Origin of the sequence: Duganella sp. 1224, from assembly GCF_013408245.1 — a bacterium.
Classification (GTDB): Bacteria; Pseudomonadota; Gammaproteobacteria; order Burkholderiales; family Burkholderiaceae_D; genus Rugamonas.
The window spans coordinates 303,571-318,094 of sequence record NZ_JACBYS010000004.1 but is presented as its reverse complement, the minus strand read 5'-3'; the positions used below and the strand labels follow the sequence as shown (position 1 = coordinate 318,094).

Annotated in this window: 10 protein-coding genes; 3 read left to right on the top strand and 7 right to left on the bottom strand. The window is 68.3% G+C overall.

All coding sequences use genetic code 11. The annotated features are described in order from the left end of the window. Window positions 1-513: 513 nt before the first annotated feature. Both FHW58_RS20005 and FHW58_RS20000 read right to left on the bottom strand, forming a co-directional pair. On the bottom strand, window positions 514-894 hold the full coding sequence (locus FHW58_RS20005) for a hypothetical protein (RefSeq protein ID WP_179674928.1): 381 nt from the start codon (window positions 892-894) through the stop codon (window positions 514-516). Window positions 895-901: 7 nt separating this feature from the next. After that, window positions 902-1,885, bottom strand: a complete 984-nt coding sequence (locus tag FHW58_RS20000; protein ID WP_179674927.1) for a GlxA family transcriptional regulator — start codon at window positions 1,883-1,885, stop codon at window positions 902-904. Between the two features lie 76 nt (window positions 1,886-1,961). On the opposite strand from FHW58_RS20000, the gene FHW58_RS19995 reads away from it, so the two are divergent. Beyond that, complete coding sequence (locus FHW58_RS19995) at window positions 1,962-2,561, top strand: DJ-1/PfpI family protein (RefSeq protein ID WP_179674926.1); 600 nt, start codon at window positions 1,962-1,964, stop codon at window positions 2,559-2,561. A gap of 57 nt (window positions 2,562-2,618) precedes the next feature. Here FHW58_RS19995 and FHW58_RS19990 read toward each other — a convergent pair whose 3' ends face one another. Further along, a complete protein-coding gene (locus FHW58_RS19990) occupies window positions 2,619-3,851 on the bottom strand; it encodes a cytochrome-c peroxidase (RefSeq protein WP_179674925.1) in 1,233 nt (410 codons plus the stop codon). Window positions 3,852-3,998: 147 nt separating this feature from the next. On the opposite strand from FHW58_RS19990, the gene acpA reads away from it, so the two are divergent. Then, window positions 3,999-6,137, top strand: a complete 2,139-nt coding sequence (acpA, locus tag FHW58_RS19985; RefSeq protein WP_229265410.1) for an acid phosphatase — start codon at window positions 3,999-4,001, stop codon at window positions 6,135-6,137. Window positions 6,138-6,403: 266 nt separating this feature from the next. On the opposite strand, the gene FHW58_RS19980 is transcribed toward acpA, so the two are convergent. From FHW58_RS19980 to FHW58_RS19965, 4 genes are all read right to left on the bottom strand, one after another. Beyond that, window positions 6,404-9,520, bottom strand: a complete 3,117-nt coding sequence (locus FHW58_RS19980; protein WP_179674923.1) for an efflux RND transporter permease subunit — start codon at window positions 9,518-9,520, stop codon at window positions 6,404-6,406. Window positions 9,521-9,534: 14 nt separating this feature from the next. Beyond that, a complete protein-coding gene (locus tag FHW58_RS19975) occupies window positions 9,535-10,710 on the bottom strand; it encodes an efflux RND transporter periplasmic adaptor subunit (RefSeq protein WP_179674922.1) in 1,176 nt (391 codons plus the stop codon). After that, window positions 10,703-11,965, bottom strand: coding sequence for a TolC family protein (locus FHW58_RS19970; RefSeq protein ID WP_373996710.1), 1,263 nt, complete (start codon window positions 11,963-11,965; stop codon window positions 10,703-10,705). Before FHW58_RS19970 ends, FHW58_RS19975 begins: the two co-directional genes overlap by 8 nt. 129 nt (window positions 11,966-12,094) lie before the next feature. After that, window positions 12,095-12,436, bottom strand: coding sequence for a hypothetical protein (locus tag FHW58_RS19965; RefSeq protein ID WP_179674920.1), 342 nt, complete (start codon window positions 12,434-12,436; stop codon window positions 12,095-12,097). Between the two features lie 132 nt (window positions 12,437-12,568). Between FHW58_RS19965 and FHW58_RS19960 the strand changes: the two genes are divergently transcribed. After that, window positions 12,569-14,518 (top strand): phosphatase PAP2 family protein, encoded by a 1,950-nt coding sequence (locus FHW58_RS19960; RefSeq protein WP_179674919.1) that lies wholly within the window; start codon window positions 12,569-12,571, stop codon window positions 14,516-14,518. Window positions 14,519-14,524: the final 6 nt, after the last annotated feature.

Below are 14,524 nucleotides of genomic sequence, written 5' to 3'. Positions count from 1 at the left end.
TCTCGATGATTTCATACTGTGGCAAAAGTGCCTGTTGTATTTCCCCTGTGCTGCCTGTATTGCCCCGGCATACCATGCTTATCGTCAACAAAAGCGGCGACTTTAGTAAACCGGGAGAACCTTTATTGCTTATCTTCAATCGCCGGATGGGACCTGTTACAGTACAAGGCGACCGCCGCGAATCTTCCACTAAGTAAACTTATTGCGATAAGTAAATTTTTTTTCAGCGGCCCGCGCCAGCTGCCTAGTCCCCGAATTTGCTTGGTTTTACAACAAGCCTTTTATGCCTTACGGCAACAAATTTCCTAGGCACGGCCGCTCAGTATATCCCACTTAATTTCCGAGAAGAATTTATTTTGGCGGTTGTCGCGGCCTTGCAACCTGCTTTTTGGGCATGTTTAACCCGCATTAAACATGGCAATAGATTCATTTTTCATGGAGGAAAGCAAGATGGCGAAGTGCTACTGTGCACTTGCCGTATGACAGCGTGATGACGCGCGCGACGGCCGCGCTTCAACCGCGGCGGCGGCGCCGGTGCAGCGCCGCCGCCGTGGCCGCCAGCAACGCCAGCGCCACCATGTTGAGCACCACCACGGCTTGCGAGAAATGCAAGACCAGGCCAAGACTGACGCCGGCCTTGAGGTGCCACGGCGCGCCGTCCGCCGGGTAATAGCCGGCCAGTTGCAGCAGATAGTACAGACCGGCGCCCCACAGCCCGGCCGGATGACGGCGCAGTGACAGCACCGCCGACAGGAAGCCCAGCAGGGCCACGCCGAACTCCAGCGTGCCAGCCGTGCCGGCCGAGGCCGCGCCCAGCAGCCCCAGGGATACCGCCAGCGCCAGACCGCTGTTCAGCAACAACACCCGGGCCAGCCATTTTTCCACTGCCTGCATCCTGTCCTCACCCAAAGCGCGATTGATAGTCGCTGGGCGCCACGCCCAGCTGCGCGGCAAACGCGCGCCGCAGATTGTACTCGTTGCCGAAGCCGCTCTGGCGGGCGGCCCGCTTGACCGTCATGCCGGCCTGCTCCAGCAGCGCGCAGGCCGCCTCCATGCGCAGCCGCAGCAGCAATTGCGCCGGCGTCAGCCCGGCCTCCTGCCGCAGGTGGCGGTGCAGCGTGCGCACCGACACCGCCAGCCCGGCCGCCATCTGCCCGACGTCCAGCTGCTGCCGCAGGCGCGGGCGCAGCCAGGCGGTCAGGCGGCCGTGCAGCCCCTCGGGCGCGGCCTGGGCCAGCAGCTCGGTGCTGAACTGGCGCTGGCCGCCGGGCCGCTTGTAGAACACCACCAGCCGCTTGGCCACCGCCAGCCCGGCCGCGCGGCCCCGGTCTTCCTCCACCAGCGCCAGCGCCAGGTCGATGCCGGCGGCGATGCCGGCCGAAGTGTAGACCGCGCCGTCTCTTATATAGAGGGCGTCGTCCTGGACAGTCACGGCCGGGTACTGCGCCTGCAGCGCGGCGGCGTCTTGCCAATGGGTGACGGCGCGGCGGCCGTCCAGCAGGCCGGCGCGCGCCAGCACAAAGGCGCCAGTGCACACCGAGCAGCACCGGCCCAGCTGCGGCGCCGCCCGCGTCACCCAGGCGGCCAGCGCGTCCTGCGGTGCCGGGCTGCCGTCCGGCCCCGGCTCCACGCCGCGGCCGCCGGCGACGATCAGCGTGGCGCCGGCCAGCGTGGCCGGATCCGGCAGCGCCCCGGCCTGCACGGCGACGCCGGCGCTCGCCGTCACCAGGCCCGCCTCGGCAGCGATCATGTTGATTTGATAAGGCGGCGGCAGGCCGGCATCGCGCGCCTCGTCGTTGGCGGTGGCAAACACCTGGGCAGGGCCGGTGGCGTCCAGCAGCAAAAAGCCGGGATGGATCAGCAGCCAGATCGGAATGGGATTCATGCTGGCAGATATTCCACCATGGCTGTCATTTGTGTCAATCGCCGCCGTGCCACCATGGCTGCACAAGGAGATCGCCATGACACGCAGCGTAGGCATTTATATTTTCGACAATGTGGAAGTGCTGGACTTTGCCGGCCCATACGAAGTGTTCACCTGCGCCGCGCGGGTGGCCGGCGCGCTGGCGCCGGCCACGCCACCGCCCTTCGCCGTGCGCACCATCGGCGCCGGCCACGCGCCGGTGCGCGCCCGCGCCGGGCTGGTGCTGCATCCCGAAGCCAGCTTTGCCGACGCCGGTCGCATCGACCTGCTGATCGTGCCCGGCGGCGTGGTCGGCGCCGAATTGGCGCGGCCGGACGTGATCCGCTGGATCGCCGCCACGGCGGCGGCGGCCGAACTGACCGCCTCGGTCTGCACCGGCGCCCTGCTGCTGGCCGAGGCCGGCCTGCTGGACGGCCTGCCCGCCACCACCCATTGGGAAGACCTGGACGCACTGCGCGCCGGCTGGCCGCAGGTCGACGTGCAAGGCGGCCAGCGCTGGATCGACACCGGCCGCGTCATCACCTCGGCCGGCATCTCGGCCGGCATCGACATGTCGCTGCACCTGGTGGCGCGGCTCGGCGGCCAAGCGCTGGCCGAACGCAGCGCCCGCCAGATGGACTACGACTGGCGCCAATAACGCCTCCCGTCACGCCCGCGACAGCGGATAATCATGGAACGAGCGCCGCATCAACGCCTACTTTTCGACCTGATAGCCATCGTTCAGCGTGTGCAGGAAGGCGACGATGTCGGCGATGTCGCCCTCGCTCAACGCCGGCCTGCCGCCCGGCTTGCCGCCGAACGGCGCCTCCATATTGACGTTGGCGTCCATGCCCGCCGGCTGATCGTCGAACTTGCGGCCCTTGTACCACTTGTCCGGCGCCGTGTCGCGCGTGGCGTAGAAGCGCACCACCTCCGTCAGGCTGCTGAAGCTGCCATTGTGGAAGTAGGCCTTGCGCGTGGCCACATTGCGCAGCGACGGCGTCTTGAAGGCGCCGCAGTATTCCTTGTGGTCCTGGAGGTCGGTGCGGTCCGGGCCGCACAGGCCGAGGTCGTAGAAATGGGGATCGGCGTTCACCGCCAGCTTGCGGTTGCGCGGCACGCCGATATTGATCAGGCCGTAGTCGGTGAACTGCGGGAACACGCCGCCCGGCGAAATCTGGCTGATGTGGCAGGACGCGCAATTGCCCTTGGTTTCGTCGTTGAAGACGCGCAGGCCGCGCAGCTCCTGCGGACTCAGCGCCACCTGCTTGCGCAGGAAGGCATCGTACTTGCTGGTGTACGGATAGAAGTCGGCCGGACTCTCCTGGAACACTTCCAGCGCCATCAGCGCGCCCTGCAGCGCGGCGTTGGGCCGGCTGAAGATATCGTCGCCAAACACCTGGCGGAACTGCGGCGCCAGCGGGCCGGCCTTCAGCCTGGCCAGCACGGCCGCCTCGTCCCGGTTGCCCATCTCGCGCGCTGACAGCAGCGGACCCAGCGCCTGCTCGTGCGCGGTCTGGGCCCGGCCGTCCCAGTCGTGGCCGCCGGTCGGGCCGGCGTCGACGCTGTCGTCGCCGTCGTCGTCGTGGTAGTGCTCGGTGAAGGCCGGCACGTTCTGGAGATAGCGCAGCGACGGCGCCGCGCGCGTGCCCTCGGTCTTGCCGTCGGCGCCGCCCAGCTGCACCGCCAGCTGGTTAGTCGGGCTGTAGGCGTTTGCCGGGCTGTGGCAGCTGGCGCAGGCCAGCGTGCCGGAGGCCGACAGCGTGACGTCGTTGAACATGGCGCGGCCCAGCGCGGTCAGCTCCGGCACCGTGGGCCGGCGCCCGTTCATCGGCGCGTAGGCGGCGCGCGGCGCATCGGCAACCGGCGTGGCGGCGGCGTGATCGGGCGGGGATGGCTGGCAGGCGCTCAGCAAGGCAGCCACGGCGGCTGTATAAAAAATTTTCATGCGCGCAGCCTAGCAAAATGACGTGACCGCTACATGACAGTGAGAAAACGATACAAAACGATACTTTTGCGCCGACGCCATTTCATCGTCCTGACATATTTACTAAATAGCATGAGCCGTTTTCACCCACACCTTCAAGGCAGAACCATGAACACACCCCTGAAAACGGCGCTGCGCCCCGTGCCGCTGCTGCTGTTGGCCGCCGGCGTCGGCGCCGGCCTGATCGCCTGCGGCAGCTCGTCCGACAGCGCGCCCACCCTGTCCGGCCAGGTGGTCGGCAGCTATTATGAAAACGCCGTGGTCTGCCTGGAGAGCACCACCACCAAGCTGACCTGCGACAGCAACTCGGGCAGCGTGCGCACCGGCGCCGACGGCAGCTTCAAGATCACCGGCGCCAACAGCGGCGCGGTGCTGGTCACTGTGGGCACCGACGCCATCCGCCACGACGCGCTGGGCGACGCCGGCACCAAGGTCACGCAGAAACTGGTGTTCCGCGCGCCCAACGGCCACACCGGCATCATCGACGCCATCAGCACCGAGCTGGCCGCCATCATGGACGCCAACGGCGGCAACTACGCCCAGGCCGTGACCCAGCTGGCCGGCCGCATCGGCGTCAGCGAGGCCAACCTGCTGGCCGACGTCAACAAGGTCAGCGGCGACGACCAGGCCAGGCTGAAAGCCGAAAACGACAACTTCACCGCCGTCATCGCCGCCGCCAGCACGCAGAGCGCCAACGCCGACGTGGCCAGCGCCATCAGCGCCGGCGCCGCGCTGGGCAACATCAAGAACATCGTCGTCATCTACGCGGAAAACCGCGGCTTCGACAACCTGTACGGCCTGTTCCCGGGCGCCAACGGCATCCCGGGCGTCAACCCGACCTCGACCAGCGCCTACGTGCCGCAGAAGGATTACGACAACAGCACGCTGCCGGTGCTGCCGCCAACCTGGGGCGGCATGACCGCCGCCGGCCAGAGCCTGGTGATCACCCAGGCGCAGAGCGCCAACCTGCCGAACAAGCCCTTCCAGATCGACGACCCGAACAGCCCGATCGCGATGCCGCAATCGGTCATCTCGCGCGACCTGGTGCACCGCTTCTACAACAACCAGATGCAGATCAACGGCGGCGCCAACGACAAGTTCGCGGCCTATTCGGACGCCGGCGGCCTGACCATGGGCTACTACGACGGCAGCAAGATGAAGATGTGGGACATCGCCAAGCAGTACGCGCTGGCCGACAACCTGTTCATCGGCGCCTTCGGCGGCTCGTTCCTGACCCACCAGTACCTGATCTGCGCCTGCGCGCCGCAGTACCCGAACGCCGACACCTCGCCGGCCGCCGGCTCGATCGCCAAGATCGACGTCGACAGCAAGGGCAACTTCGTGCGCCTGACGCCCTCGGCCACCGCGCCGACCAGCGTGCTGAACGGCGCGCCGGCCTACGCCAACGACGGCGCCATCACGCCGGCCGATGCCACCGGCATGTTCTACGCGGTCAACACCATGCAGCCGGCGTTCCAGCCGAGCAGCAACGCCCCGGCCAGCAGCGACAGCACCCACCTGTACGCGGACACCAGCAAGTCCAACACGCTGCCGCCGCAGACGCAGAAAAACATCGGCGATATGCTGACCAGCAAGAACATCGACTGGGCCTGGTACGCCGGCGCCTGGAACAGCACCACCGCCAACGCCACCTCGGCCACGCGCGGCGCGTTCGCCAATCCGCCCAACTTCCAGTTCCACCACCAGCCGTTCAACTACTTCGCCAATATGGACCCGGTGAAGAACCCGACCTACCGCGCGGCGCACCTGAAGGACTACGACACGCAGTTCGTCAACGACGTGGCCAACGGCACGCTGCCGCCGGTGGCGTTCTACAAGCCGCAGGGCAACCTGAACCAGCACGCCGGCTACGCCTCGGTGGCCGACGGCGACGCCCACATCGCCAGCGTGATCGCGCAACTGAAGAAGAGCCCGCAGTGGAAGAACATGCTGGTCATCGTCACGTATGACGAGAACGGCGGCTTCTACGACCACGCCGCGCCGCCGAAGGGCGACCGCTGGGGTCCGGGCACGCGCGTGCCGGCGATCATCGTGTCGCCGTTCGTGAAGAAGGGTTCGGTGGACCACACGCAGTACGATTCGGCGTCGATCCTGCGCGCCATCACCCATCGCTTCAACCTGCCGGTGCTGGACGGCCTGACCGTGCGTGACAAGGCGCTGGCCGCCAACGGCGCCAAGCCGATGGGCGACTTCAGCGCGGCGCTGGCGTTGACGCCGCAGGAGTAAACCCGCACTGCCACGCAGGGTCGGACCCCGTACGGGGTCAGACCCTTAAGTGGTAACGCCGGCGTCGTGGCAAACGCGCAGGGGTCAACGCTCGCAGCCAGCGCGCGCCCTGACGGACGAAAAAAGAGTGGCCGATTACCTGGGCGATATCGCCTCGGTCATCGGCCAATGCGTCAATCAAATGCCGTCGCATGCCACCTGCATCAAAACCCGCACGGCCAGGCGGGGTCAGACCCCGTACGGGGTCTGACCCCTAAGTGGTCGGGCTAGCGTCGTGGCGAAAGCGTGCGGGGGAGGTGCGTGCAGCGGTACAGGAGCGGCAGGACCAGCAACGTCAGCGCGGTGGAGGACAGGATGCCCCCGATCACCACCGTGGCCAGGGGTTTCTGCACCTCCGCTCCGGTGCCGGTCGCTATCGCCATCGGGATAAACCCCAGCGACGCCACCAGCGCCGTCATCAACACCGGTCGCAGACGCTCCAGCGCGCCCTCTTTCACCGCCTCGCCAACATCGCGGCCCTCCTCCCGCAAACGCCGAATCGCCGATACCAGCACCAGCCCATTCAGCACCGCCACGCCGGACAATGCGATAAACCCCACCGCCGCCGAAATCGACAGCGGTATCCCCCGCGCCGCCAGCGCCACGATCCCGCCCGTCAGCGCAAACGGAATCCCGCTGAACACCAGCAGCCCATCCCGCAGATTGCCGAACATGGCGAACAGCAGCAGCATCACCAGCGCCAGCGCCGCCGGCACCACAATCCGCAAGCGCTGCGATGCCGACTGCAGCTGCTCGAACTGTCCTCCCCATGTGGTCCAGTACCCGGCCGGTATGCTCACGTCCCGCAGCCGCCGCTCCGCCTCCGCCACAAACGATCCGATATCCCGCCCGCGCACATTGGCGCTGACAACCACCCGCCGCTTGCCGTTCTCCCGGCTGATCTGGTTCGGTCCCGGCGCCACCGTGAACGCCACCACCTCGCCCAGCGGAATGAAGCCGCCGCCGCCCGGCAGTTGCAACGGCAGGCGGTGCAGCGATTCCATGTCGGCGCGCAGCGCCTCCGGCAGCCGCACCACGATGTCAAATCGCCGGTCGCCCTCGAACAGGGTTCCCGCCTCGCGGCCACCGATGGCGGTCGCCACCACCTCCTGCACGTCGCTGACATTCAGGCCATAGCGCGCCGCCTTCGCGCGGTCGATGTCCACCGTCAGCACCGGCAGGCCACTGGTCTGCTCCACCTTGACCTCGCGCGCGCCGTCCACCTCGCCCAGCATGGCGGCGATGCGCGCGGCGGTGGCGTTCAACACCGCATCGTCATCGCCAAACAGCTTCACCGCCACGTCGCTGCGCACGCCCGATATCAGCTCGTTAAAACGCAACTGGATCGGCTGAGAAAATTCGTAGGCATTGCCGGGCAGGCGCGCCACCGCCGCTTGTATCGCCGCCAGCAGCTGCACGCGCGACTTCTTCGGCGCGGGCCACTGCGATTCCGGCTTGAGCATGATGTAGCCGTCCGAGATATTCGGCGGCATCGGGTCGGCCGCGATTTCCGCCGTGCCGGTGCGCGCGAACACGCGTTCGATCTCAGGGAACTCGCGCATCAGCGCCGTCTCCACCTGCTGCTGCATCGCGACCGATTGCGTCAGGCTGGTGCCGGGAATGCGCAAGGCCTGCATGGCGATGTCGCCTTCGTTCAGCGACGGCACGAACTCGCTGCCCAGGCGTGTCGCCAGCAGCAGCGACAGCGCCACGGCGATGCCGGCAAACGCCAGCGCCACCGGCGCGTTGGCCAGCACCCGCTCCAGCAGCGCGCCGTACCAGCAATGCAGGCGCGGCGTGGGCTTTTCCACCACGCTGTCGCCGATGAACAGGGCCACGGCGGCGGGGATGAAGGTCACCGACAGGACCATGGCGCCGGCCAGCGCCATCACCACCGTCAGCGCCATCGGGTGGAACATGCGGCCCTCCACGCCAGTCAGCGCGAAGATTGGCAAGTACACGACCATGATGATCAACTGCCCGAACAGCAGCGGCCTGCGCGCCTCCCTGGCGGCCGCGAACACTTCGTCAAACTTCTCCGCGCGCGTCAGCCGCCGGCCCTGCGCGGCCTGCGCATGCGCCAGGCGCCGCACGCAGTTTTCGACGATGACCACCGCGCCATCGACAATGATGCCGAAGTCCAGCGCGCCGAGGCTGAGCAGGTTGGCGCTGACCTTGTACGCCACCATGCCGCTGAAGGTGAACAGCATCGACAGCGGGATCACCATCGCCGTGATCAGCGCCGCGCGCAGGTTGCCGAGAAAGAGGAACAGCACCGCGATCACCAGCACCGCGCCTTCCAGCAGGTTTTTCTTGACCGTGGCGATGGCCTTGTCCACCAGCGCGGTGCGGTCGTAGACGGTGATCGCCCGCACGCCCGGTGGCAGGCTGCGGTTGATGACGGCCATCTGCCTGTCCACCGCCTGCGCGACGGCCCGGCTGTTCTGCCCGATCAGCATGAAAACGGTGCCCAGCACCACCTCGCGGCCGTTCTCGGTGGCGGCGCCGGTGCGCAGCTCGCGGCCGATGTCGACGTCGGCCACGTCGCGCACCCGCACCGGGATGCCGCCCGCCGTGCGCAGCACGATGTTGCGGATATCTTCCAGCGAGCGCACCTGCCCCGGCGCGCGCACCAGCAGCTGCTCGCCGCGCTTTTCGATATAGCCGGCGCCGGCGTTGCCGTTGTTGCGCTCCAGCGCCAGCACCACGTCGCGCAGGGTCAGGCCATACGAGGCGAGGCGCTGCGGTTGCGGCGCCACGTGGTATTCCCTGGCGTAGCCGCCGATGGAATTGATCTCGGTGACGCCGGCCACGTTGCGCAGCTGCGGCTTGATGATCCAGTCCTGGATGTCGCGCAGGTCGGTAGGCGTGTAGGGCGTGCCATCGGCCTTCGTGGCGTCTGGCACGGCTTCCACGGTCCACAGGTAGATTTCGCCCAGGCCGGTGGAGATCGGCCCCATCGCCGGGGTCAGCCCGGCCGGTAGCCGGGCGCGCGCCTCTTGCAGCCGTTCGCTGACCATCTGGCGCGCGAAGTAGATGTCGGTGCCGTCCTTGAACACCACGGTGATCTGCGACAGGCCGTAGCGCGACAGCGAGCGCGTTTGCTCGATGCGTGGCAGGCCGGCCAGCGTGGCCTCCAGCGGGACGGTCACGCGCTGCTCGGTTTCCAGCGGCGAGTAGCCCGGCGCGGCGGTGTTGATCTGCACCTGGACGTTGGTGATGTCCGGCACGGCGTCGATCGGCAGCTTGCTGTAGCTGTAGACGCCCAGCGCGGCCATGGCGCCCACCAGCAGCAGGACCAGCCAGCGCTGGTCGATGGCATGGCGGATGATGCGTTCAAACATGGTGGCCTCCCGCATCAGTGCTCATGTTCCGCGCTGTCCTTGCCCAGTTCCGCCTTCAGCACGTAGCTGTTGGCGGCGGCGTAGACGGCGCCGGCGGGCAGGCCTTGCAGGATTTCGGTCAGCTTGCCGTCGCTGCGGCCCAATCTGACCGGCCGCGCGGTGAAGCCCTGTGGCGTGCGCACGAAGACCGCCGGTGCGCCAGCCACCGTCTGCACCGCGCCGGCGGCCACGGTGACGGCAGCTTCGCTCAGGCCGGACTGCACGTCGACGTTGACGAACAGGCCGGGACGCCAGGCGCCCTGCGGATTGGCCAGCGCCACGCGCGCCTTGGCGGTGCGCGTCTGCTCGCCCAGCAGCGCGCCGACGTAGATGATGTTGCCGCTGGCGTGCGCGTCAAACGCGGATGCGCGCACGATGGCGCTTTCGCCGACGCGCACGCGGTTCAGGTCTTGCGGCGGCACGGCGAAGTCGGCCCACACGGTGGACAGGTCGGAGATGGTGAAGACGTTGGCGTCTTCCTTGATGGCTTCGCCGAGCGCGAGGTGCTTTTCCATCACCAAGCCGTCGAATGGGGCGCGCAGTTCGAGCTGGTTGAGTTGCGCGCCGCCGGCCGCGCCGGCGCCCAGCACGCTGAGTTTCTGCCTGGCGTTCTGCACCGCGATGTCGGCTTCGCTCATTGCCTGTTTCGCTTGCAGGTAGTCCTGTTCGGCGGAGATTTTGTCCTGCCACAGCTTGCGCTCGCGTTCCAGCGTGGTGCTGGCCAGCGCCAGCCTTCTTTGCGCGGACAGCAGCTCGCTGCGCTGCTCGGACAGCGCGCTGCTGGCGAGCACCGCCAGCAGTTGTCCGCGCTTGACGCGCTGCCCCAGTTCCGCGTGTACGGCGACCACCACGCCGGCCAGCTTGGGCACCACGTGCGCGGTGCGGTCTTCATTGAAGCGGATTTCGCCCGGTAGCGTGAGAATGGTGCTGATCTGCGCCGGCCCGGCGGTGGCCAGCGCAATCCCGGCCGCCTTGATCTGCGACCCACTCAGCGCGATCGCGACGCCATCGCCAGCGGCGGACGTGGCGGACGCCCGCTCGCCATGCGTCTCGCCACCGTGGCCCGCCTCACGCGGCTTGAGCATGAGCGCCGCCAGCAGCAGCGCGATCACCACCATGATGGCGACCACAATGGTTTGTTTCCTATTCATGTTCTGCTCCGATCAGGCGGTCGATGGCGGCCTGCGCGCGATGCGCGTCGGCCAGCGTGGTGAGATAGTGGGACTGCGCCTGCAGCAAGGTGCGCTGCGCATCCAGCACGTCGAGAAAACCAAACTTGCCGTACTCGAAGCCGGTGCTGGCGGCGTCGTAGGCGCTCTGCGCGCCCGGCAGAATCTCCCGCCGCAAAGCCAACGCCTGTGCGCGCGCGCCCGCATACTCTTCGCGTGCTTGCACCAGTTCCGCCGCCAGCTGCGACGCCACGGCGCTCAAACCATCGCGCGCCTGATCGACGCGCCGCGCGGCTGCCAGCACTGCGCCCTGATTGCGATCGAACAGCGGCAACGGCAGCGTCACGCCAAACACCGCCTGCGTGCGCCCCAGTTCCTCCGAACGCTTGCCGCCGACGGTCAGCGCCACGTCCGGCGTCCGGCGCGACAGTTCCACCCGCGCCGCCGCCTGCCGCGATGCCAGCTCCGCCCGCGCCACCTGCATCGCCGGCGCCTGCAACAGCCGCTCGCGCTGCGACGCCAGCGGCGGCAGCTCCGGCAACTCAGGCAACTCCGACAGCTCAGGCAACTCCCGCAGCTCCGGCGGCTCCGGCCACTCCGACAGCTTCGACAGCTCCGGTCGCTCCGGCAGCGCCGGCAGCGCCGCCATCGCTCCCGCCGCCTGCGCGAAGCACGGCGCCGGATTGGCCCACAACGCCGCCAGCTTTGCGCGCGCTGTCGCCAGCGCGCCGTGCGCCCGGATCAAATCCAGCTTCACCGTGGACGCCGCCACCTGCGCGCGCGTCTCCTCCACCGGCGACACCTTGCCGGCCACCACCCGCCGCGCGGTCGCCGCCGCCGCCCGCTGCGCCAGCTCGGACGCCTGCTGCGCCAACCGCAACTGCGCCTGCGCCGCCAGCACCGCGAACCACGCCGCCGCCGTGTCGGCGCGCACCTCGGCGCGACGCTGCGACAGCAACGCCGCCACGCCCTCGCGCCCGCGCTCGGCCGCCTGCAGGCGTGCCGCGCGCTTGCCGCCCAGCTCCAGCGGCTGGCTCAGTTGCAAGGTGGTTTCTCGGGTATCGCGCCGTGTGTCGACGCGCTCCAGCGACAGGGAAGGATTGGGCGGCAGGCCGGCCTGCAACACCGCGCCATCCTCCGCCAGCAGATCATGCCGCGCCGCCACCAGCCCGGGGTGGGCGGCGTCGGCCAGCGCCTGCGCGGCGGACAGCGTCAGCGGCGCGCACGGTTCATTCACGGCCTGCGCGCACGCAGGCCACGCCGCTAACCATAGCGGCAACCAATAGTTGTACATCGAATTCTCCGGTTAAAAACGGGACAGGAATTCGACGAGACGTGACAGGAAAAGGATCAGGCCTCGCCGCGCTCAGGCGACGAGTAACCAGTTGGGCCGGGGCGGCCCGTCGGCGATATAGGAGTGGTAGCGCGGCGCGCCCGACGGCGCGAACACCTTGGCCGGCGCCGCCGTCAGCGCCGGTTCGGCGCCCGGCAGCGAGGCCTGCACCGCGTGATGGCACACCTCGCAGTCGCCATGCTTGGACAGCTTGCTCTTGTCCAGATCCTCGCCGGCCTGCGCCTGGTGCTGGTGGCCGTGGTGGCCAAAGTGCGATGCCTTGCTCACCTCATGCTGGCAATAGACGGCCGCCATCGACCAGACATACTGGATCGGCAAGACGGTCAGCAGCAGGATCAGCAGGAGTTTTTTCACCCGTTCATTGTAGCAGTGTCATGCCGCGCGACGATATTTTCAACTGGAACCGCTGCCAGCGCCGGCGCGTAACAACGTTGTCATATGACCTCATTACGCTATCGCATCTTTCAACTGTCCAACGGATATGCCATGCACCTGACTCCCGCCCGCCCCCTGATCCTGGCCCTGAGCATTGCCGCCGCGCTGAGCGCCTGCGGCGGTTCCGACCATGACGAGCCCCTGGTCATTCCAGCCGCGCCCGCCGACCAGGGCGCGCCGGAAGCGGTGGCCGTGCCGTCGGCCACCGCCTTCGTCGACACCGCCGCCACCAACCAGCGCGGCGACGCCCGCTACGCCACGGTGGACACCAACGCCGCCGTGCGCCTGCTGAGCGGCTTCCTCAGCGTCTGGAAACCGCTGACCCTGCTGGTGGACGCCGGCGTCAGCGCCCCGGCCAACGGCAACTTCCCGGCCATCGTGCCATCGACCTGGAGCGGCGTGCCGGGCGACGGCACCCCCGACGGCACCGTGCTCAACGCCGCCGTGCACCAGGCCAATATCGACTACGTGGTCAAGGCCACCACCAACCGCACCGCCGACCAGGCCACGCTGGCCTACCTGGATGACCGCCGCGGCAAGGGCTACAGCGTCACCGACGGCATGGGCCCGCTGACCGCGGCCTACCGCGCGGCCGCGCAGCAGACCACCACCATCACCAGCGTGGCGGCCGACGCCACCACCGTGCTGTACAACGACGGCGGCAACAACACCGGCGTCGGCGGCAGCGCCAACGCCAGCTTCGGCAGCGTGGTCGACCTGGTCAACCTGGTCGGCAACAACGCCTCCACCGAGCCGTCCAAGCGCTTCTTCAAATACGCCCGTCCGTACCGCTGGAGCAGCAGCGTGCAGGTGCTGCCGGCGCTGGTGCCGGCCAAGAGCACCACGCCGCCGACCGACGGCGGCTTCACCAGCGGCCACACGGCCGAGGGCGTGCGCGACGCGATCGCCATGGCCTACGCGGTGCCGGAACGCTTCCAGGAAATGGTCAGCCGTGGCCTGGAGCTGGGCGAATCGCGCATCCTGGCCGGCATGCACTCGCCACTGGACGTGATCAGCGGCCGCATGCTGGGCACCGCCAGCGCCGCCGCCAACCTGGCCGATCCGGCCAACGCCGACAAGAAAGCCGCCGCCGTGACCCAGGCCCACAGCGCGCTGATGGCCGCCACCGGCACCACCGACGCCACCTTTGCCGCCTACGCGCAATCGGGCACCGCGGCCAACGACCGCTTCGCCGACTACGCCACCAACAAGGCCAACTACCTGCGCCGCAGCACCATCGGCATGACGCCGGCCGGCGCCACCAACGCCGCCGTGGCCGTGCCGAAGGGCGCCGAAGTGCTGCTGGAAACGCGCCAGCCTTACCTCAGCGCGGCGCAGCGCCGCGTGGTGCTGAAGACCACCGCGCTGCCGTCGGGCTATCCGGTGATGGACGATGCTGAAGGCTGGGGCCGCCTGAACCTGTTCGCCGCCGCCGACGGCTACGCTTCGTTCAGCGGCAACGTCACCATCGTCATGGACGCCAGCAAGGGCGGCTTCAACGCGGTCGACCGCTGGCGCAACGACATCAGCGGCTCCGGCAAGCTGGTCAAGCAAGGCAGCGGCACGCTGAAGCTGGCCGGCGCCAACAGCTGGACCGGCGGCACCGAGCTGACCGCCGGCACGCTGGAAGGCGACTCGGTGGCGGCCTTCGGCGCGGGTGACGTCTACAACAGCGGCGGTACGCTGGTGGCCAACGCGCCGGCGGCGCTGAAGCTGGCCGGCAAGTACACCCAGCTCAGCGGCAGCACCACGCTGGAACTGGACGTGGGCGGCAGCGCCGCCGGCAGCCAGGGTACGCTGACGGTGAGCGGCACCGCCACCATCGCCGGCGGCACGCTGCGCATCAAGTTCGCCAACGGCTACAAGCCGAAGGCGGGCGACGTGCTGACCGTCATCACCGCCGGCAGCCTGAAAGGCAAATTCAGCACCATCACCGTGGACGGCTTCAGCAACGTGACGCCGAACTACGGCGCCACCACGCTGACCCTGACGCTGGGCTAAGCACGC